Origin of the sequence: Pseudoalteromonas sp. SWN29 (assembly GCF_015864465.1) — a bacterium.
Classification (GTDB): Bacteria; Pseudomonadota; Gammaproteobacteria; order Enterobacterales; family Alteromonadaceae; genus Pseudoalteromonas.
The window spans coordinates 1-19912 of record NZ_JADYXE010000037.1 but is presented as its reverse complement, the minus strand read 5'-3'; the positions used below and the strand labels follow the sequence as shown (position 1 = coordinate 19912).

The window sequence follows — 19912 nt, the reverse complement described above, 5'->3', positions numbered from 1 at the left end:
AATATTTAAGCAATTTAACAAATTAAATAGCATATAAGCAGGTTGGTATAACAGATAAAAATCCGATAGCAGTAAACTGCTATCGGATTTTTTTATGAAATTTAGAAGCACTTATTTATATATTTACACCAATTCCATTAAGTATGTGATCTAAATTTTACGCCGAAAAAATAATTCAGTTCTAGGCGTAAATTGATATAAATGGTTGTTCCCTTTGCGAAATTTACAACAAAGAAATGGGTTGTTTTAGCAAGTAAAATAGATCAGCTATTTATTGGAATTGGTATTATTAACCGCGAACAGAGTTTATACCAATCTGCTTATATACGGGTCTATTTAACGTTGAGAAAATTACGCTAGAACTAGGCGAAAATTTTTGTATCTAGTTGTTCTAAATAAAAAATTTTTAACGACGTTATAGTGCAATTTAATTCGTTAAATTGATCAAAGATTTATGCAGGTTGGTATTAGCTAACGAATGACGTATTAAAACCTAAGGTAATCATCTTTTAAGTAGGAGATTAAAGCATGGTTCAGAGGTAAGTTATGTAGAGTGATATGAGATTGTCTATATACGCATCAAGCTGGACTGCACAATAACTGAAGTTTTTGATTTTAATTAAAACCATTAACTTACTTTGTGCAGATAACTTATTTTAGCTTTTAGCGTCTTCAACTTTAGGTTGGCGATATATTTTTATAATGTGGTATAAATTTACAAGCGACAACAAGCCGTTAGTAAAAATCACAGGTGTTGCGTCAATGGCAACACCGTATGCAGTAAACACCATACAACCAAACATGTTATACCAACGTAGTTTTACTACATCTGTCATTGTTAACGATGCAACCAATAAAGCTGATGCAATATAACCTAAATATTCCCAACTCAATTGTTCTCTCCTGGCCTTTAGGTTAGCATTACATGTACTGCTAGCTTATGGCACTTGTAAGTATTGCAAAGTTACAACAAAATAAAAAAGCTAACCTGCTTAAAAAACCTGAAAAAGTTTGCCGGAAAATACCAGCAAATTCTTAAATCATTACACGGGAAATGAAGGTAAAATAATACTCTTAGCAAAGCTAATAATATTAGTAGCAAGTTAGCGTAAATTCTTAGTGTCTTAATGCTATCGTCATTAAGATGTAATAAATAGGACAAATGTCCGAAGAGCACATTGATGTTTCAATACCATTTTTCTAGTTACCTTGTTGATCAGCTTTTAACCTTTGCCGGTAGTAGCTATCAACAATCAAAAAAAGAAGTTCTGATCCATCAAGATCAGCCTTTAAGCAAGCTTGTGCTTGTACGCAGTGGCACTGTGTCGTTTAGTTACGACGTAGGTAATGGACGACGCCTGCTGTTAGGGCAATTGGATTGTAACAACACCCTTATTGGTGAAATAGAAGCGCTAAATAATAATCCGTGTATTTATACGGTCACATGCTTTAGCGATGTAACTTATAACCTTATTGAATTAAGGCATTGGCGTGCTCTGCTGCTTGAAAAGCCGGAACTAAGCTTATACACAGCACAAACCATTGCGGCTAAGTTTCAAGAGAACCAAAAAATCAATTTAGATAAGTTATTACTACCACTTAGCTATAATATAGCTAAAGATTGCTTACTAAGAGCCGAGAACAACAACCCTACGCTACTTAGAGCCTACCCAACTGTAAATGCTGAAGCCGAACGCTTTGCAACCACTGAGCGAGCTTACAGACGTGTTGTTACTGAACTCGTAGAAAAAGGCTTGGTACTTAGAAGTAACGATGGTTTACTCGCGGTCGATATACCAATGCTCAGTGAATACGTAGATAGCTTTGCCCAACTTTAATTTATTGATTAAATAATAAGTTAAGCAACGCGCTCAATTTTACGCATAAAAAAAGGCCTTAACGGCCTTTTTTTATTTATGCAAATTACTAATTACTTCTCTAGCAAAATGTCATGAATTTTCGCAAGGTCAGATTTACCAGCAATAATTTCATCTGGTGTTAAACCAGATAGTTCATGCGGGAACACTAACCATTCTTCAGACTCATGAATATAATAATCTGGAACAGTGTCTACTTTTGAATTTTTAGGCTTGTAATACGGGCACGCAATACGAATATCACGTGGTAAGTTTAAGCGCATAAGTTCAGAAAGCTTTTCTTTTAATGCAACAATACTACGCCCTGAGTCAAACACATCATCAACAATTAACAATGAATCGCCTGCATTTGCGTTCTCTACAATATAATGTAATCCGTGAACTTTAATTTCTTTTGATTGCTTACCAATACCGTAATAAGACGATGTACGTACCGCAATATGGTCAGTCTCAATGCCTTTGTAATCGTAATACTCTTGAACAGCAATACCGATTGGTGCACCACCTCGCCAAATACCAATGATAAAATCAGGACGAAAGCCATCTTGGTATACTTGTGCCGCTACGCGGAACGAATCTTCAAGCAGCTGTTGAGCTGTGATGTAGCACTTATCTGACATAATTAGAAACCCCAGTGGTGGATATAACATTTGAGCGCAGCTTAGAGTTAAGCAAAAAATTAAACTCAAACAGGTATTGGCGACAGATTTTACCGTAAATCAAACTAAATTGCTTGTCTGCAAATCAAAAAATAGGCACCAAGTGGTGCCTATTTTGTATATTAAAAGCCTATTTTACGTATTATTAAGCTTTTTCTAACAATGTACGTGCAACAGTACGCATACCTTGAGTTGTTGCGCCAGCAGCCCATTGGCTTGTGCTGCCCATGTTAAATGCAGCTGCTAAATCTATGTGTACCCAACCTTTGCCATCGTTTGGCACAAAGCGTGATAAAAAGCCTGCTGCATTTGATGCACCGCCGTAACCGCCACCTTTTTGTGCGCGGCTATTTGCCGTATCAGCATAAGGAGATGGGCAGTTTTGTTGATGCCATTTTTCAAGAGGAAGTGGCCAAGCAGCTTCCATTTCTTGAGATGCAAAACTCTCAACTTCACGTACAAGTTCTTTATCAAGTGCAAATAATGCATTGTACTCTTGACCAACAGCAACAAGCGCTGCGCCAGTTAGTGTTGCTGCATCAATAATAAGTGGAGCGCCAGTCTCACCTGCGGCCATTAGGCCATCTGCAAGTACTAAGCGACCTTCAGCATCGGTGTTTACTATTTCAACTGTTGTGCCATTTTTATAAGTAAGAATGTCACCTAATTTGTATGCATGACCCGAAATCAAGTTCTCTGCACAACATAAAAACAGCTTAATACGCTTTTCAATACCACGGTTAATAGCCAATGCTAAGCCTGCAGTTACTGTTGCCGCGCCGCCCATGTCGCATTTCATACCAAGCATACCTTCGCTTGATTTGATTGAGTAACCACCTGAGTCAAACGTAATACCTTTACCTACAAGCGCTGCACTTACTGGTGCATTTTCGTCGCCTGTTGGGTTGTAATCAAGCTCAAGTAATACAGGTGGGCGAACACTACCGCGACCAACAGCATGAATACCAATCCATTGCTGCTCAAGTAACGCATCGCCTTTAATAATTTGGTAACTAACGTGCTCAGGCGCTAGTGATTGAATAAACTCAGCGGCTTTTTCAGCAAGGCTTTCTGGGTAAATGTCATCGGCCGTACCGTTAACCATTTCACGTGCCCAAATTGCTGACGTTTTTAAATGAGCAAGTTCTTTAATATCTGATTGTGCGTTATCAACAAACTCAACACCATTTAACGATTTTGGTGTTACAAAGCCTTGATAAAAAGCCCATTGGCTTTCTGTGCACCAAGCATCACCTGCTAGTTCAACGTTTTTAATACCTTGGATTGCAATAGTACGACCAGCTTTTTGAACATTTTTCAATGTTTCTTGCTCAGACAAATGAACAGTTGCACCGCGCTCGTTAAAAGACAACGACGCATTATCGCCCCAATGGCTAGCTGCCGCTTGTTCGCTTAGTTGAACAACAAATTTTTCACTCATGTTAGAATACCCTTGCACTTAAATGTGCCACCGAGTTTACTATAGAGCGCTTAAGTTCCCAACAGCTTGAGATAAATAACATAAATCACACTGCTGTGCAGTATTTACACTTTGGAAGTTATTATGAAGTACACGCCAGCGCTGCAACCAGCCACTTTATTAAAACGCTACAAACGTTTTTTAGCTGATTTACAATTAAATGATGGCAGCGAATTTACCGCCCACTGTGCGAATACAGGTAAAATGACCGGATGCGCAGAGCCAGGCTTCGCTGCTTTTTATTCAACAAGCGATAACGCAAAACGAAAATACCCGCATTCATTAGAGCTTACGCAAAATAACTTATCGCAGCTTATTTGTGTAAATACAGCGGTGGCAAATAAAGTAGTAGAAGAAGCAATAAACAATAATGTGATAAGCGAGCTACTCGACTACAGTCAATTACAAAGCGAAGTAAAGTACGGCAGCGAAAACAGCCGAATCGACTTTTTACTCACAGACAAAAATAAACCTGATTGCTATGTAGAAGTTAAATCAGTCACATTATTAAGCGAAGATGCTCCACAAAGTGGGCAAGGCTACTTTCCTGATGCGCAAACACTGCGCGGACAAAAACATATTCGCGAACTAATAGAAATGATCGAACAAGGCCACCGAGCAGTATTACTGTTCGCAGTTTTGCATGAGGGAATAAATACGGTAAGTGCAGCAGCACATATTGATGAAAAATATGCCTCGTTATTAAGCCAAGCAATAGCAGCCGGTGTTGAAGTATTAGCATACAAAGCGACTATTTCGGCGGATGAAGTTTTACTTCATAAAAAAATAGCATTTATAGAATAGTGTATTGAGGTGTGTTTATTTAAACCAAAGGATTGAACTATTCGTAATTTGCAAAGTAAGTAACGAGCTCAAAATACAGAAAGTTACAAAAATGAATTATTTAAATTAACTTGTTTTTAAAGTTTTTGCCCATATAACAAGGCAAGTTTTAGAAAGCGAATATGTGAATTAATTAAAAGTGTAAACAAACTATTAATACACCTTTTACTCAGTAAGCATGGTTGAAGCTAATTCGATTAATTAAAAATAAATTTGCCTAGGGTATAAGATTCTGTTATTTATACCGCCGGCTAATGCTGAGGCATTAAATTAAGGATTTAGGAGAGAGTTATGCCAGACCAAAAGAAACATGGTTTATTGGCTCAAGCCGGTTTAGAACCATACCAAGAAAAACCAGGCGAAGAGTACATGAATGATGCACAACGTGCTCATTTTAGAACGATTTTAGAAACTTGGCGTAATGATTTACGTAACGAAGTTGATCGCACTAAATCGCACATGCAAGACGAAGCTGCTAACTTTCCTGACCCAGTTGACCGCGCTGCACAAGAAGAAGAGTTCTCTTTAGAACTTCGTACTCGTGACCGCGAACGTAAATTAATCAAAAAAATTGAAAAAACAATTAATTTGATTAAAGAAGATGATTTTGGCTTTTGTGAGTCTTGTGGCATCGAAATTGGCATACGTCGCTTAGAAGCACGTCCTACTGCCGATTTATGCGTAGACTGTAAAACACTTGCGGAAATCAAAGAAAAGCAATCTGGACGCGGCTAATTAATACTTATTAATTAGTTATGTCTCCTACAGCCGTTACTGCGCCTATGCGTAAATATCGCGGTCGTTTTGCACCGTCTCCTTCTGGGCCATTACATTTTGGCTCACTTGTAGCGGCTGTGGGTAGCTATCTAGATGCAAAAGCTAACCAAGGAAAGTGGTTAGTTCGTATAGAAGACATAGACACTACGCGCGTGGTCAAAAATGCCGACTCCGATATTCTTAATACCTTACATGCCTATGCCCTTCATTGGGACGAACCTGTTGTATATCAAACGCAGCGTCTGCCTTTATATCAAGATATTACCCACTCACTTTTAAAACAAAACCTTGTTTATGGTTGCACCTGTACTCGCAAGCAAATAAAAGCTATTGGCGGTATTTATCAGGGGCATTGCAAGGCACTTAATCACAACACCCAATCCGGTGCGCTTCGTTTAATTCAGCAACATCCAACGACTCAATTTAGTGATTTAATTCAAGGTGACATAAGCGTTAATAGTGCCCTCGCCCATGAGGATTACTTAATTAAACGCAGCGATGACTTATTTGCCTATCAACTTGTTGTGGTCGTCGATGATATTGACCAAGGGATTAATCGAATTGTTAGAGGCGCTGATTTAATTGAGCCAACAGCACGACAAATTAGTTTGTTTAAACAGCTCAACAGCCCTGTACCTGAATTTGCTCATTTACCTTTAGCGGTTGCCAAACCTGGTTTTAAACTGTCTAAACAAAATTATGCCCCTGCTATCAGCAAGCAAAACCCAAAACCAGCTTTAATTAGTGCATTTGAATTTTTAGGGTTGCCTGTAATAGCTGATTTAATCGATTTAAATATTGAACAATTAATCGCTTGGGGCGTTAAAAACTTTAGCTTAAAGCAGGTACCACACGTATCCGAAATACAAATTTCTCAACATCCACATAGTCAAAAAGTCCAATTTACACATTTAAGTAAATAAAATAGCTAAAAACGGCTTAATTTCAACACATCAACTTAATTTTTAAACCCTGCTGGTATATGATAGCCGCCTAAATATATGCTAATTAAGCTAAGCAGCTTGTGCTGGGTTATAACCGCCCTATTTGCTGTAACTTTTGATTGCAATACAGTGTCAATCATACCTTCTAGGAGACAGATTATTATTTCCAAGCTTTTTCAATTTTGCCGACAAATAATCGGCCCGAATACCAGTGCCGAAAGCGCTTCTGTAAGCAGTGAACCTATTGTTGTCACTCGTGGTGAGCATGGTATTTCTCGCAAACAATTTAGCCCAAATGCAATCAAAGTATTATACCGCTTAAAAGACGGTGGTTACGACGCCTACCTTGTTGGTGGTTGTATTCGCGATATATTGTTAGGCCAACAGCCAAAAGATTTTGACGTAGTTACTAATGCAACACCCGATCAAGTAAAAAAACTATTTAGAAACTGTCGCCTTATTGGCCGTCGCTTTCGTTTAGCACATATTGTATTTGGTCGTGAAATTATTGAAGTGGCGACTATGCGTGGTCACCACGAAGCGCAAGAAGACAAAAATCAAATAAGTCAATCAAGTGATGAAGGCCAACTGCTACGTGACAACGTATTTGGCAGTATTGAAGAAGATGCTGAGCGCCGCGACTTTTCAATCAATGCACTTTATTACTCAATCAAAGATTTTAGTATTCACGATTACGCCAACGGCTTAGCGGCAATTAAAGCTAAACAAATTGAGCTAATCGGCGACCCCGAAACGCGTTACCGCGAAGATCCTGTTCGTATGTTACGTGCAGTACGTTTTGCCACTAAACTTGATATGAGCATTGCGCCTAAAAGCGAAAAGCCAATTAGCGAGCTTGCAAGCTTGCTTGATAACATTCCGCCGGCTCGTTTATTTGAAGAAATTCTTAAGCTGTTTTTAAACGGCAAGGCAGAAGCTAACTTTTTAATGCTGCGTAAATACGGCTTATTCCGCTCGCTGTTCCCTGATCTTGATAAAATTTTAGATAAAAACCCAAGTGGCTTAGAACACACGCTTATTCAGCAAATGTTTCAAAATACCGACAAACGTATTAATGCAGATAAAAAAGTAACCCCAGCGTTTATTTTTGCTGCCCTACTTTGGTTCCCGCTGCTTGAACGTACTAAAAAGATTCAAAGCCAAGAGCAACTTGCAGAATACGATGCTTTCGCACAAGCAATGAATAAAGTACTAAGCGATAACTCACAGCATATTGCCGTACCTAAACGCTTTACTTTAGGTGCACGCGATATTTGGCATATTCAGCATCGTTTAGATAAACGTGCTGGCCAACGTGCTTACCGACTAACGCAGCAACCTCGCTTTAAAGCCGCTTACGACTTTTTATTATTACGCGTAAATGCAGGCGAAACGCAGCATACTGAGCTTGCACAGTGGTGGACACAGTACTTAAGCCAAGATATAAACGGCCAAAAAGAGATGGTTAAAAGCTTAGGTCATCAAGGTGGTCCTAAACCACGAAAACGCCGTCGTCCAACTAAAAAGCCAACTGAGTAATAACATGCACTGTGTTTATTTGGGTTTAGGTGCCAACCTAAACTCACCAAAAGAGCAGCTTGATAACGCGGTAATCGCGCTTAAAAAGCTGCCCAATTGTGAATTTATAAACGTATCGCATTACTATGCTAGTAAGCCTATGGGCCCACAAGATCAACCTGACTATATCAATGCAGTAGCGTGCATTAAAACGACTCTTGAGCCAGAGCAATTACTTGATTTAACACAAAGTATTGAGCTTGAACATGGCCGAGTAAGAAAGGCTGAGCGTTGGGGTCCACGCACGCTTGATATAGATACCCTATTATTTGGTGATCAAATTATAAATACGGCGCGCTTAACTGTGCCTCATTATGGTTTGAGTAATCGCGAGTTTGTGGTTTACCCACTATTAGAGCTTGCACCTGAACTTATTTTACCTAGCGGCATTGCATTAAAAACCATTGCAAATAATTTACCGCTCAACGACTTACAACAATTACCTCTGTAATTAACCTAGGCTTTTGCCTGCGAGGATATTATGTCTAAAATAACCGTTTCTACTTTAAATAAAATGAAAGCAGAAAATAACAAAATTACTGCATTAACAGCCTACGACGCTAGTTTTGCAAAGTTATTTCATGATAACGGCGTTGAAGTTATTTTAGTGGGCGACTCCTTGGGCATGGTACTACAAGGCGGCGATGACACCCTTGGCGTAACCAATCAAGATGTTGCATATCATACCCGCTGTGTACGCGCTGGTAGCCGCGAATTGTTTGTAATTGCTGACTTACCTTTTATGACCTACTCGAGCGTAAGTGATACCTGTAAAAATGCAGCTGAGCTTATGCGCGCTGGCGCAAACATGATTAAGCTTGAAGGCGGAGAATGGCTTTACGAGAGCATTAAAACGCTTACTCAACAAGGTATTCCAGTTTGCGGGCATTTAGGCCTTACACCACAGTCAGTACATGTATTTGGTGGCTTTAAAATACAAGGTCGCGAAGAAGACAAAGCACAAAAAATGATTGATGACGCGAAAGCACTTGAAGCTGCTGGCGCGCAATTATTAGTACTTGAGTGTATTCCAAGTGCACTGGCAAAACGCATTACTGACGCACTTAGCATTCCAACTATTGGTATTGGTGCTGGCAGCTTAACTGATGGCCAAATATTGGTAATGCATGACCTTGTTGGTATTTCGGCAGGTTACATTCCTAAATTTTCTAAAAACTTTTTGCTCGAAACAGGCAATATGCCTGCAGCCGTTCAAAAATATTGTACAGACGTTAAAAATGGCGCGTTTCCAAGCGCTGAACACGAGTTTAAATAATGCAGTCAATTACTGAAATCAGATCGTTACGTAGTCAAATTAAAGCATGGCGCCAAGCGGGTCTTAGCGTAGCGCTTGTGCCAACAATGGGCAACTTGCACCGTGGGCATTTTTCGCTAGTAGAAAAAGCAAAAAACTTAGCCGATAAAGTCGTTGTGAGTATTTTTGTTAACCCAATGCAGTTTGGTGCTAACGAAGATTTAGATAACTATCCTCGTACGCTAAACGAAGACAAACAAGGCCTTGCTGAACTAGGCACAGACATTGTATTTACGCCAAGTGTAGACACAATCTACCCAAACGGGCTTGGTGCACAAAGCTTTGTAGATGTACCTGATATTTCATTAGGTTACTGTGGTGGTTCACGCCCTGGACATTTTAGAGGCGTTGCCACAATAGTCACTAAGTTATTTAACCTAGTACAGCCAGATTACGCCTGCTTTGGTGAAAAAGATTTTCAGCAACTGCAAGTAATTAAAACTATGGCACGCGACCTATCAATTCCGGTTGAAGTTATTGGTGTACCTACAATGCGAGAAGTTTCTGGCCTTGCTATGAGCTCACGTAATGGTTACTTATCTGATGATCAAAAAGCGACTGCAACCGTATTATTTAAAGCGCTTAATACGTGCGCAGAGCAACTTAAAAGTGGCGAAAAAGACTTTGCAGAACTTGAAGCCGCAGCTAAAGTGAGTTTAGAACAAGCGGGTTTAAAACCAGACTATTTTGAGATTGCTCAACGAGATACATTAAAAACTGCTACAATCGAAGATACTCAATTTGTTATTTTAGCCGCAGCCTATTTTGGTGGTGTTAGATTGATCGACAATATTCAGGTCGAAATTTAATATTATAGCAACTCACTTTTAAGGATTAAGCATGCACACATTAATAAAAACAAGCGTAGTCGCCCTTACATTTGCACTATTAGCGGGTTGTCAAAACCAAGTTGAAAACCCTGAAATGAATCAGTGTGCTCAACAAAATTACCAATGCGAAAGCAACTGTGAACAGCAAACAACTGCTGAGGGCTTAAAGCAACAAGTATGCTCTGCAAAATGTGTTGATAATTATAATCAATGTAAAGCACAAGCTGAAAAATTAGGTAATATTTAATCGTTTAAAATACTGGCTCTGTTTATATTTCAGGTCTTCAATTTTAGGCACAAAAAAACCGCTCAGTGAGCGGTTTTTTATTGCTTATGGTTTATTAGTTCAAACCAAGCTTTTTAAGTTCTGTTTCTACTAGCTTTGCAGAAAGTGGTACATAACCATCTTTTTCTACAATTTGCTGACCATCTTTTGAAAGTACCATTTTTAAGAACTGTTCTTCCATTGGTGATAGCGGCTTATTTGGATGCTTATTTACGTAAACATATAAAAAGCGCGATAGCGGGTATTTACCTTGCGCAACGTTATCAAGTGTTGCATCAACAAAATTATCGCCTTTTTTAGCAAGCGGTACTGTACGTACGCCCGATGTTTTATAACCAATACCAGAGTAACCAATTGCATTTAATGAAGATGAAATTGACTGTACTACCGACGCTGAACCTGGTTGTTCATTTACGTTATTACGGAAATCACCTTTACACAGTGCTTTCTTTTTAAAGTAACCGTAAGTACCTGATACAGAGTTACGCCCGTATAATTGAACATCTTTAGCTGCCCAGTCACCTGTTAGGCCAACATCGCTCCAACGGTTTACTTGCTCTGGTGCACCACACTTACGAGTAGATGAAAAAATAGCATCTACTTGGTCAATACGAAGACCTTCAATTGGATTATCTTTATGTACATAAACCGCTAGTGCATCAATAGCAACGCGTACTTCAGTTGGTTTATAACCGTAGCGTCTTTCAAACGCTTCGATTTCTTTAGATTTCATTTTACGGCTCATTGGACCAAGGTTAGCAGTACCTTCGGTCAGTGCCGGTGGAGCAGTAGAAGAACCTGCCGCTTGAATTTGAATATTTACATTTGGGTAAATACGTTTGTACTCTTCAGCCCAAAACGTCATCATGTTGGCTAAAGTGTCAGAACCTACTGATGAAAAGTTACCTGAAACACCACTAATTTTTTGATACTCAGGAATATCTTGGTCTAAAGCAACTGCTTGTGCAGATACGAAAGTTGTAACAGCCACACCCATTGCGGCAACTAAGTTTTTAAATTTCATGTAGGGTTCTCCGGTTTGTTCGTCCCATTTTCTAACTGCTACCCACTCTAAAGTGAGTACATGACAGTTACATTACTCTTAAATGACACTTTTATGACTTTGCTTTTCAGCCTAATTACTTAGCTAGCGAAACTATCTTATCTATTGAAAATTCGAAAGAAAAACACGAACCTTTGTTAACTTCACTGCTAATATTTAATTTACTATCGTGGCGCGTTAGTACATGTTTTGTAATCGCAAGCCCTAAACCTGAGCCACCTGTTGTTCTGCTGCGGGCTTTATCAACACGATAAAAACGCTCAGTTAAACGGTTAATATGCTCTGGCGCAATACCATCACCATTATCGGTAACACTAAAACACGCTTTATTGTTTTTGCGCTGCCAACATACTTCCACTTTGCCACCGGGTTTAGTGTAATGAATGGCGTTAAATACTAAATTAGAAAACGCACTACGCAGTTCATCCTCAGAGCCTTTAATATCAAGGGTTTTATCAATATTAAAAATAAGCTCATGGCCTTTGTCTTGATTAATTGAGTTTGCCTCAGTGTGAATATAACCAAGTAATTGCGGTACGTTTATGGCTTTATCATTGTCTTGGCGACGAGCACCTTCAATACGCGAAAGCGATAATAATTGGCTAACTAAGCTATCCATGCGCTTGCATTGTTCAAGCATAGTATTTTGCGCTTTGTTCCACATTGCTGGCGGCGGCATCATGTCGCCATCCATCATCTCAAGATAGCCAGTAACCACAGTAAGCGGTGTACGTAGTTCGTGTGACACATTGGCTACAAAGTCTTTACGCATCTGTTCTAGCTGTTTTAAGCGCGTTACATCACGTACAACAACCATAAGTTGTGTGCTTGCATAGGGCATTACCCTAAACTCTAGTACTTGCTCAATGCTATGGCCGTTATCAAGCTCAAGCGCGTCGTCAAATTCGCCTCTGTGCATGTATTTAGCAAACTTAGGTTCGCGAATTAAATTATCAAGACGCTGACCATGATCGGTTGGCCACTGCAAACCAAGCACTTTAAGGGCTAATTGATTACACCACACAATACTTAAATCATTTTGCAGTACCACTACCGCATCAGGTACTGCTTCAGCTCCATCGCGAAAGCGACGAATTAAATCAGCAAGCTCATTACGTTTTTTACGATTACGGTGCTGTAGATGATAAATACCTTCGAACACTTGCTCCCATGCACCCTCGCCCTCAGGTGGATTAAAGCTACGTTGATTAAGTAGCCAATCGCTCAAACGATAAAGTTGATGGTAGTGCCAAATAAGGAGGGAAAAAGATCCTAAAAATAAAAGCAAAAATGGCGCGCCAACCAGCACACCAATTAATAGTAAGGGTAAAAAATAGATAAACAGGCGCTTTACTAACGCCTGCTTATTAACAACTCGATACATACACTCACTTTACCTTAGAGTAGTAATACATGCGTATTTCATACATTAGCTAAGCTTTAAGCTGATCACAGCTTACTTGAAAAACGATATCCAGCACCACGTACAGTTTGCACCAAACGGTCATGTCCAAGTGGGCCAATTGCTTTACGCAGACGACGAATGTGCACATCAACCGTACGATCTTCTACGTAAACATTAGTTCCCCATACATGATCAAGCAGTTGTTCACGGCTATAAACACGCTCTGGGTGAGTCATAAAAAAGTGCAGTAATCTAAATTCGGTTGGCCCCATATCAAGCTCGTTACCTTCTGAGGTAACACGATGCGAAATAGGGTCTAAACGCAGGCCATGTACTTCAATAGCTTCTTCTAATGAGGTTGGCGATACACGGCGAATAACCGCTTTAATACGCGCCATAAGCTCTTTAGGAGAAAACGGCTTAGTTACGTAATCGTCAGCACCTACTTCAAGACCACGTACTTTGTCTTCTTCTTCGCCACGGGCTGTAAGCATAATAATTGGGATTTGGCGGGTGTGTTCGTTTTGCTTAAACTTTTTAGCAATTTGAATACCGCTTCCACCTGGTAACATCCAATCAAGTAAAACCATATCTGGGTAAGGTTCAACCATAGCTGCAATAGCAGAGTCGTAATCTTCTGCTTCAATTGCTTGAAATCCATTTTGCTCTAAAACAAAAACCAACATCTCCCTAATAGGAGCTTCGTCATCTACGACTAGTACTTTACGTGACATTCCAATTTATCTCTTACGCTATCGAATTAGTTTTCATTATTATGACTAAGTATGACATTTTTATGAAAGTGTAACGTGTAAATTAAAATCGTGGTAAAAAAAACACAAATTAGTGACAAAAAACCTCATTAACGTCATATTTTTAAAACTTTTTTAATATTTAACGTAATAAAAAGAGATTTACGATAAATTTTTAAAATGTCATATTTTTTAAATTACCTGCTTTTTTGCCAGTATTTAAATTACGACATAATAGCGAATTAGCTGGGATCATTGTTTTACTAACCCATACCTTTTTACAGATCGACGGCTTAAAAGTAACTTTAAAGCCATTTTAAAATCAACTAACCCGCCTGTGTCGCCATTAATACGTTTAAAAATAGATCTAAATTTTACTAAGCCTAAATTAAAGGATCAGATTTTTACCAAGCTGATCTATTCTCAGATCAGAGTTGTACCTAGTTAAAGTCATAAGTTGTTGATTGTTTATACAAATAAATAACGATCAAATTATTTCAAAGCCTGAAATAGCGCCAAAGTGTAGTTGGCTTAGTAAAGTAATGATCCGAAAAGGCTATGTTAGTAAATGCGTGATCCCAAAGTGCGGTATTGGTAGTACAGTGATCAGATCGATAAAAGCCGTACCCGTAATATAAAAGCGCAGGCATTAAAAAAGCCAGCAACAAAGTTACTGGCTTAAATGATCAATTATAAACGATCTATTATCTAATTTTAGGGTCTAGTTCGCCGCTTAAGTATTTAAGGTGCATTTCATCAAGTGAAATTGGCTTAATTTTACTAGCCTGACCAGAAGTACCAAACGAGTTGTAGCGTGCAACACAAATCTCTGTCATTGCTTTAGTTGCTTCAGCTAAGTATTTACGTGGATCGAAGTTAGATGGGTTTAATGCCATATGACGACGAATTGCACCAGTAGATGCTAAACGTAAATCGGTATCAATATTTACCTTACGAACACCAAATTTAATGCCTTCAACAATCTGTTCAACTGGCACACCGTAAGTTTCTGGGATTTCACCACCGTACTGATTAATAATTTCTAACCACTCTTGAGGAACAGAAGACGAACCATGCATCACTAAATGCGTGTTAGGAATACGCGCATGAATCGCTTTAATGCGATCAATCGCTAAAATGTCATCTGTTGGTGGGCGAGTAAATTTATAAGCACCGTGCGAAGTACCACAGGCAATTGCAAGTGCATCAACGTGTGTTTTATTTACAAAGTCAGCCGCTTCTTCAGGATCTGTTAGCATTTGCTCAGTGGTTAATATGCCTTCTGCGCCAACACCATCTTCTTCGCCAGCTTCACCTGTTTCAAGTGAACCAAGTACACCTAACTCACCTTCAACCGATACGCCACAAGCATGCGCCATAGCAACAGTTTCGCGCGTTACTTCTACATTATATTCGTAGCTTGAAGGGGTTTTACCGTCGCTCATTAACGAGCCATCCATCATTACAGATGAAAAACCAAGCTGAATTGAACGCTGACATACACCTGGCGATGTGCCGTGATCTTGGTGCATAACAACGGGGATATGTGGCCATTCTTCAACGGCTGCTAAAATCATATGGCGAATAAATGGGGCACCGGCATAAGCACGTGCACCTGCTGATCCTTGAACAATTACAGGGCTGTTTGTTTTGTCAGCCGCTTCCATTATTGCGCGCATTTGCTCTTGGTTATTAACGTTAAAAGCAGGTACGCCGTAACCATGCTCAGCGGCATGATCTAAAAGTTGTCGCATACTGATTAAAGCCATTGGGTATTCTCCAATTTATCGACAGTAGTTCCCTACCATCTAGTTTGAACGGATGTGTTAGTTTGGCGTTATAACAACGCCACGAAAAACCACTGCTTTGCAGTAATATTCCGTCTAAATTAATTATTAAATTAGGGTGAGAGGTATTTAATAATTAATTGTCGGTGAGGGCTATTACCCCCTCACCTTACGCTACTAAAATTACTTAGCGCGCGATTCTAGCATTTCAACTGCTGGAAGTTTTTTGCCTTCTAAAAACTCTAAGAACGCACCACCACCAGTAGAAATATAAGAAACTTTATCGGCAATGCCGTATTTATCAATTGCAGCTAAGGTATCACCACCGCCGGCAATTGAAAACGCATTTGAGTTAGCAATTGCTTGTGCAATAGCACGTGTACCATTACCAAACTGGTCAAACTCGAACACGCCAACTGGGCCATTCCATACAACAGTGCCCGCATTTGCAATAATTTTTGCAAGCTTGCTCGCTGTATCAGGACCAATATCAAAAATCATATCGTCGCTTGTTACTTCGCTTACATCTTTAAGCGTAGCTACAGCAGATTCCGAAAACTCATTACCAACAACTACGTCAGTCGGTACAGGAATTTCACCATTATTAGCAATCGCTGCTGCACATAAACGGTTCGCTTCGTCCATTAAATCAGGTTCGTAAAGCGATTTACCAACAGGGCTGCCTGTTGCAGCAATAAAAGTATTAGCAATACCGCCACCGGTAACTAACTGGTCAACAATTTTAGAAAGTGAATCTAAAACAGTTAACTTAGTTGAAACTTTTGAACCACCTACAATCGCCACTAATGGACGCGCTGGGTTATCAAGTGCTTTACCTAATGCTTCAAGTTCAGCTGATAATAACGGACCTGCACATGCCACATCGGCAAATAAGCCAACGCCATGGGTAGATGCTTGTGCACGGTGAGCCGTACCAAATGCATCCATTACATATACATCACACAGTGCTGCTAGTTGCTTAGATAACGCTTCGTCGTTTTTCTTCTCGCCTTTGTTAAAGCGCACGTTTTCAAAAACAACCACTTCGTTATCAGCAATATCAACACCGTTTAGGTAATCTTTTTCTAAACGTACAGTTTGCTCAAGGGCATCGTTTAAGTAATCAGCTACAGGTGCAAGCGAAAACTCTTCATCATATTCACCTTCCGTAGGACGGCCAAGGTGTGACATAACCATTACTTTAGCACCCATCTCAAGCGCTAATTTAATAGTAGGTAGTGCTGCACGAATACGCGCATCTGACGTCACTTTACCTGCTTTAACTGGTACATTTAAATCTTCACGAATTAATACGCGTTTGCCGTTTAAATCTAAATCTGCCATTTTTATGACCGACATGAACATCTCCTTAGTTGACGATACTGAATCTGAAAAATACGTTTAAAATTATTATATTAATAAATTACTTATTCACTGCCATCATAGCACGCGCTGTGTCGAGCATACGATTAGCAAAACCCCATTCGTTATCACACCATACTAATAACTTTATCAGTCGTTTGTGACTAACACGTGTTTGTGTACCATCAATAATACAAGAATGTGGGTCGTGATTAAAATCAACCGATACAAGCGGCTCTTCGGTATAACTTAAAATACCTTCTAAGCGGTCTTTTGCTTGCGCTTTAAGTGCATTATTTACTGCATTTAAATCTACGTCGGTATTAACCGTTACACTTAAATCCATTGCCGTTACATTTATAGTAGGTACGCGTACAGCGATGGCTTCAAAACGGCCTTTAAATTTAGGTAAAATACGGTCTATACCACGGGCGAGCTTTGTATCAACTGGAATAATTGATTGGCTTGCAGCGCGAGTACGACGTAAATCATGATGATAACCATCAATCACTTGTTGATCATTCATCGACGCATGAATAGTCGTAATAGCGCCCGATTCAATACTAAATGCATCATCAAGTACTTTAATAACCGGCACAACACAGTTAGTTGTACACGACCCGTTAGACACAATTGTGTGCTCGCTTTTAAGCTCATCGTCGTTTATGCCATACACAATAGTGGCATCAACATCGTTATCAGCCGGATGCGAAAACAACACCTTTTTAGCGCCTGCAGTAATATGTAACTGTGCGTGTTCACGCGAGTGATAAACCCCCGTACATTCAAGTACAACGTCTACATCGAGCGTTTGCCAAGGTAATTCAATTGGGTTTTCTTCACAAAAAAGTGCAATGGTATCGCCTGCAACATTAATGGTGTCTTCACCAAGTTTTACAGGAAAAGAAAAACGACCGTGGGATGTGTCGTATTTTAATAAATGAGCAATAGCTTCAGGATCAGCAAGTTCGTTAATCGCAACAATTTTTATATCGTCGCTCAAACCAGACTCGTATAACGCGCGGACAATATTTCGACCAATACGACCAAAACCATTAATTGCAAGTTTGATTGCCATGAAATATAAAATCCACTCTTTTAGCGTGCAGATAAAGGCAATACGCCTTTTAGATGGCTGTATTGTAATCGACCTTGAGTATGATTATAAGAGGGTAGCATTAGAAACTTTAAATTAAGAGTAAAGAGCTTACGCGTTGCAAGCTCTTTAATGGCTCTGGGCTTTTAGATTAAGCCTTGTAAATTAAGCTTTTTAAACTAGTTTTTTTAATGCATTAATTATATCTTCTGGCTCAGAGCGAGTACGGTAATCAACATCAACATAGCGCCAAGTCACTTTACCTTGTTTATCTAAAACAAAGGTGGCAGGAATAGGTAAAATACTGCCATTTCCGTTATTCAGCGACTCTAAATCTAGGCCTCGATCTACTCGCATATGCTCTAGTAAAAATGTAGGTACTTGCCATGCTACGCCGTAGCTTGCTGCTACATCCGCATTTTGATCCGACAGTACTACAAAATCCATTTTACTTATTTCGTTTTCGCTCATTGAGCCATCGGGTACTTGCGGGCTAATAGCCACCAGCTGCGCACCTAAAGCATGAATTTCAGGTAAACGTGACTGCAGTGCTTTCAGTTGTAAATTACAGTACGGACACCAACTACCACGATAAAAAGTAATAACCACAGGGCCTTGTGCAAGTAACTCGGTTAACTGCACCGATTGACCATGTTGATTTGGTAACTCAAAACTTGGTGCGCTTTGGTTTAAATCAAGTGCATTAGCACCTTGCTGAAACGCTTTTGCTTGTGCAATCGTTTCATCAACACCTTTCATAAAATCAGGATTACCTTTTCGCCCAGCGGCTACTTTTGCCTCGGTTTGTACTTTTAATGTGTTGCTTTCATCGCTTATAGTATCGCTACCTTCAAATTAATCAAAAACGTAAAGCCAGCTTACAGTACGAAAGTGTATTTGAAATGAAAATTTTAGTTAGTTATTTCTAAATCAAACACCACGTTTATTGATGATTTAAAGCTTACCGTTGGTTGTAAATAATTTTTGCGAGCTTTAGGAAATGAATCGCTCATTGGATTTACTCTATCTATTTTTTTAACCGCTGCACCAAAGCCACTGTAAACGCTTTTTTGAGTTAAGCTAATAGTGCGTACTTCACCCACTTTTGTACCAAAGGAGTTAGCAAGCACATTTGCTTTTTCTTTTGCGTTATTAAGTGCTTGTTGTGTGGCTTGCGCTTGTAACTGCTCAGCTTTTGAAGATAAAAACTCAGTATTTTGAATCGTATTTATTTTTAAACTCAATAAAAAATCACTTAAATCATTCACTTTTTCAATGTTTTTTAGTGTTACTTCAAAGGTCCTTATAGCTGCATATTCAGCGGGAGCCTGATGCCCTGTTTCAACGTAATCCATACCCGTTTTTTCAACTTTAACACTTGAGGCAACTACATCATCGGCAGTTATTTCAAATTGATTTAGTCCGCCAATTAGTAAATTAACTTTATTATCAAGATCGTTCTTAGCTGCTAAAGGTTCGTTTTTAATACTTATAATTTGAAATAGTATTTTAGCGATATCAGGATTGGCAAGCACCTCTGCAGTACCTTGAACCGCAATATGGCGATTGGGAGGCAAGCTTGAATTAGCAAAAGTGATGAGTGGGAATAAGGTTAAGAAAATAGTAGTAATGAGTTTCATGTTCGTTCCTTGAAGTGGTTAGTTAAATAGTAATGATTACGTAAGCGTACCTATAATTATACAGGTAATAATAAAAGTAAACTGTCCTTTATTGTAGGCGGGAGTTTATCTCTCGCGGCATAAAGCCGCGCCTACAGCCAACCTTGTATCTCTTCTTGATGAGTGTTTAGCTAGCACTTGTCACATCGGGAAGACAGTGAGCTCGTACCCAACCAGAG

20 protein-coding genes are annotated in these 19912 nt (G+C 39.3%); 9 read left to right on the top strand and 11 right to left on the bottom strand.

Annotation, left to right across the window (positions count from 1 at the left end):
* Positions 1–656: 656 nt before the first annotated feature.
* Complete coding sequence (locus tag I6F53_RS14270) at positions 657–893, bottom strand: uroporphyrinogen decarboxylase (RefSeq protein WP_197181400.1); 237 nt, start codon at positions 891–893, stop codon at positions 657–659.
* A gap of 288 nt (positions 894–1181) precedes the next feature.
* On the opposite strand from I6F53_RS14270, the gene I6F53_RS14265 reads away from it, so the two are divergent.
* Positions 1182–1838: a Crp/Fnr family transcriptional regulator gene (locus I6F53_RS14265; protein WP_197181401.1), complete on the top strand. Its 657-nt coding sequence runs from the start codon at positions 1182–1184 to the stop codon at positions 1836–1838.
* Between the two features lie 92 nt (positions 1839–1930).
* On the opposite strand, the gene I6F53_RS14260 is transcribed toward I6F53_RS14265, so the two are convergent.
* Both I6F53_RS14260 and pepB read right to left on the bottom strand, forming a co-directional pair.
* Positions 1931–2497: a phosphoribosyltransferase gene (locus tag I6F53_RS14260; protein ID WP_007377478.1), complete on the bottom strand. Its 567-nt coding sequence runs from the start codon at positions 2495–2497 to the stop codon at positions 1931–1933.
* Between the two features lie 184 nt (positions 2498–2681).
* On the bottom strand, positions 2682–3977 hold the full coding sequence (gene pepB / locus I6F53_RS14255; protein ID WP_197239976.1) for an aminopeptidase PepB: 1296 nt from the start codon (positions 3975–3977) through the stop codon (positions 2682–2684).
* Positions 3978–4100: 123 nt separating this feature from the next.
* On the opposite strand from pepB, the gene sfsA reads away from it, so the two are divergent.
* The 8 genes from sfsA (at position 4101) to I6F53_RS14215 (ending at position 10550) form a co-directional block, all read left to right on the top strand.
* Positions 4101–4820, top strand: coding sequence for a DNA/RNA nuclease SfsA (gene sfsA / locus I6F53_RS14250; protein ID WP_197239975.1), 720 nt, complete (start codon positions 4101–4103; stop codon positions 4818–4820).
* 330 nt (positions 4821–5150) lie between these two features.
* Positions 5151–5594, top strand: a complete 444-nt coding sequence (dksA, locus tag I6F53_RS14245; protein WP_024611520.1) for an RNA polymerase-binding protein DksA — start codon at positions 5151–5153, stop codon at positions 5592–5594.
* 20 nt (positions 5595–5614) lie between these two features.
* Positions 5615–6559, top strand: a complete 945-nt coding sequence (gluQRS, locus tag I6F53_RS14240; RefSeq protein WP_197181404.1) for a tRNA glutamyl-Q(34) synthetase GluQRS — start codon at positions 5615–5617, stop codon at positions 6557–6559.
* A gap of 78 nt (positions 6560–6637) precedes the next feature.
* Positions 6638–8119 (top strand): polynucleotide adenylyltransferase PcnB, encoded by a 1482-nt coding sequence (gene pcnB / locus I6F53_RS14235; protein ID WP_231616601.1) that lies wholly within the window; start codon positions 6638–6640, stop codon positions 8117–8119.
* A gap of 4 nt (positions 8120–8123) precedes the next feature.
* Positions 8124–8609: a 2-amino-4-hydroxy-6-hydroxymethyldihydropteridine diphosphokinase gene (gene folK, locus I6F53_RS14230; RefSeq protein ID WP_166419243.1), complete on the top strand. Its 486-nt coding sequence runs from the start codon at positions 8124–8126 to the stop codon at positions 8607–8609.
* Positions 8610–8639: 30 nt separating this feature from the next.
* On the top strand, positions 8640–9434 hold the full coding sequence (panB, locus tag I6F53_RS14225; RefSeq protein WP_166419244.1) for a 3-methyl-2-oxobutanoate hydroxymethyltransferase: 795 nt from the start codon (positions 8640–8642) through the stop codon (positions 9432–9434).
* Positions 9434–10282, top strand: coding sequence for a pantoate--beta-alanine ligase (panC, locus tag I6F53_RS14220; RefSeq protein WP_197239973.1), 849 nt, complete (start codon positions 9434–9436; stop codon positions 10280–10282). The genes panB and panC overlap by 1 nt, the downstream gene beginning before the upstream one ends.
* Positions 10283–10313: 31 nt before the next feature.
* Positions 10314–10550, top strand: coding sequence for a hypothetical protein (locus I6F53_RS14215; RefSeq protein ID WP_197239972.1), 237 nt, complete (start codon positions 10314–10316; stop codon positions 10548–10550).
* 94 nt (positions 10551–10644) lie between these two features.
* Here I6F53_RS14215 and I6F53_RS14210 read toward each other — a convergent pair whose 3' ends face one another.
* From I6F53_RS14210 to I6F53_RS14175, 8 genes are all read right to left on the bottom strand, one after another.
* The gene (locus tag I6F53_RS14210; RefSeq protein ID WP_166419247.1) at positions 10645–11613 is read right to left on the bottom strand and encodes a PstS family phosphate ABC transporter substrate-binding protein; all 969 of its coding nucleotides are present in this window, start codon (positions 11611–11613) and stop codon (positions 10645–10647) included.
* A 115-nt stretch (positions 11614–11728) separates the two neighbouring features.
* Positions 11729–13036: a phosphate regulon sensor histidine kinase PhoR gene (phoR, locus tag I6F53_RS14205; protein ID WP_197239971.1), complete on the bottom strand. Its 1308-nt coding sequence runs from the start codon at positions 13034–13036 to the stop codon at positions 11729–11731.
* Positions 13037–13101: 65 nt separating this feature from the next.
* On the bottom strand, positions 13102–13791 hold the full coding sequence (gene phoB, locus I6F53_RS14200; protein ID WP_006791869.1) for a phosphate regulon transcriptional regulator PhoB: 690 nt from the start codon (positions 13789–13791) through the stop codon (positions 13102–13104).
* 722 nt (positions 13792–14513) lie between these two features.
* A complete protein-coding gene (gene fba / locus I6F53_RS14195) occupies positions 14514–15578 on the bottom strand; it encodes a class II fructose-bisphosphate aldolase (protein WP_007377491.1) in 1065 nt (354 codons plus the stop codon).
* Between the two features lie 201 nt (positions 15579–15779).
* The gene (locus tag I6F53_RS14190) at positions 15780–16955 is read right to left on the bottom strand and encodes a phosphoglycerate kinase (protein ID WP_197176255.1); all 1176 of its coding nucleotides are present in this window, start codon (positions 16953–16955) and stop codon (positions 15780–15782) included.
* Positions 16956–17019: 64 nt separating this feature from the next.
* The gene (epd, locus tag I6F53_RS14185) at positions 17020–18036 is read right to left on the bottom strand and encodes an erythrose-4-phosphate dehydrogenase (protein WP_197239970.1); all 1017 of its coding nucleotides are present in this window, start codon (positions 18034–18036) and stop codon (positions 17020–17022) included.
* 192 nt (positions 18037–18228) lie between these two features.
* Positions 18229–18891: a peroxiredoxin-like family protein gene (locus I6F53_RS14180; protein WP_197239995.1), complete on the bottom strand. Its 663-nt coding sequence runs from the start codon at positions 18889–18891 to the stop codon at positions 18229–18231.
* Between the two features lie 74 nt (positions 18892–18965).
* Positions 18966–19694, bottom strand: coding sequence for an SIMPL domain-containing protein (locus I6F53_RS14175; protein WP_197239969.1), 729 nt, complete (start codon positions 19692–19694; stop codon positions 18966–18968).
* Between the last annotated feature and the right edge of the window lie 218 nt (positions 19695–19912).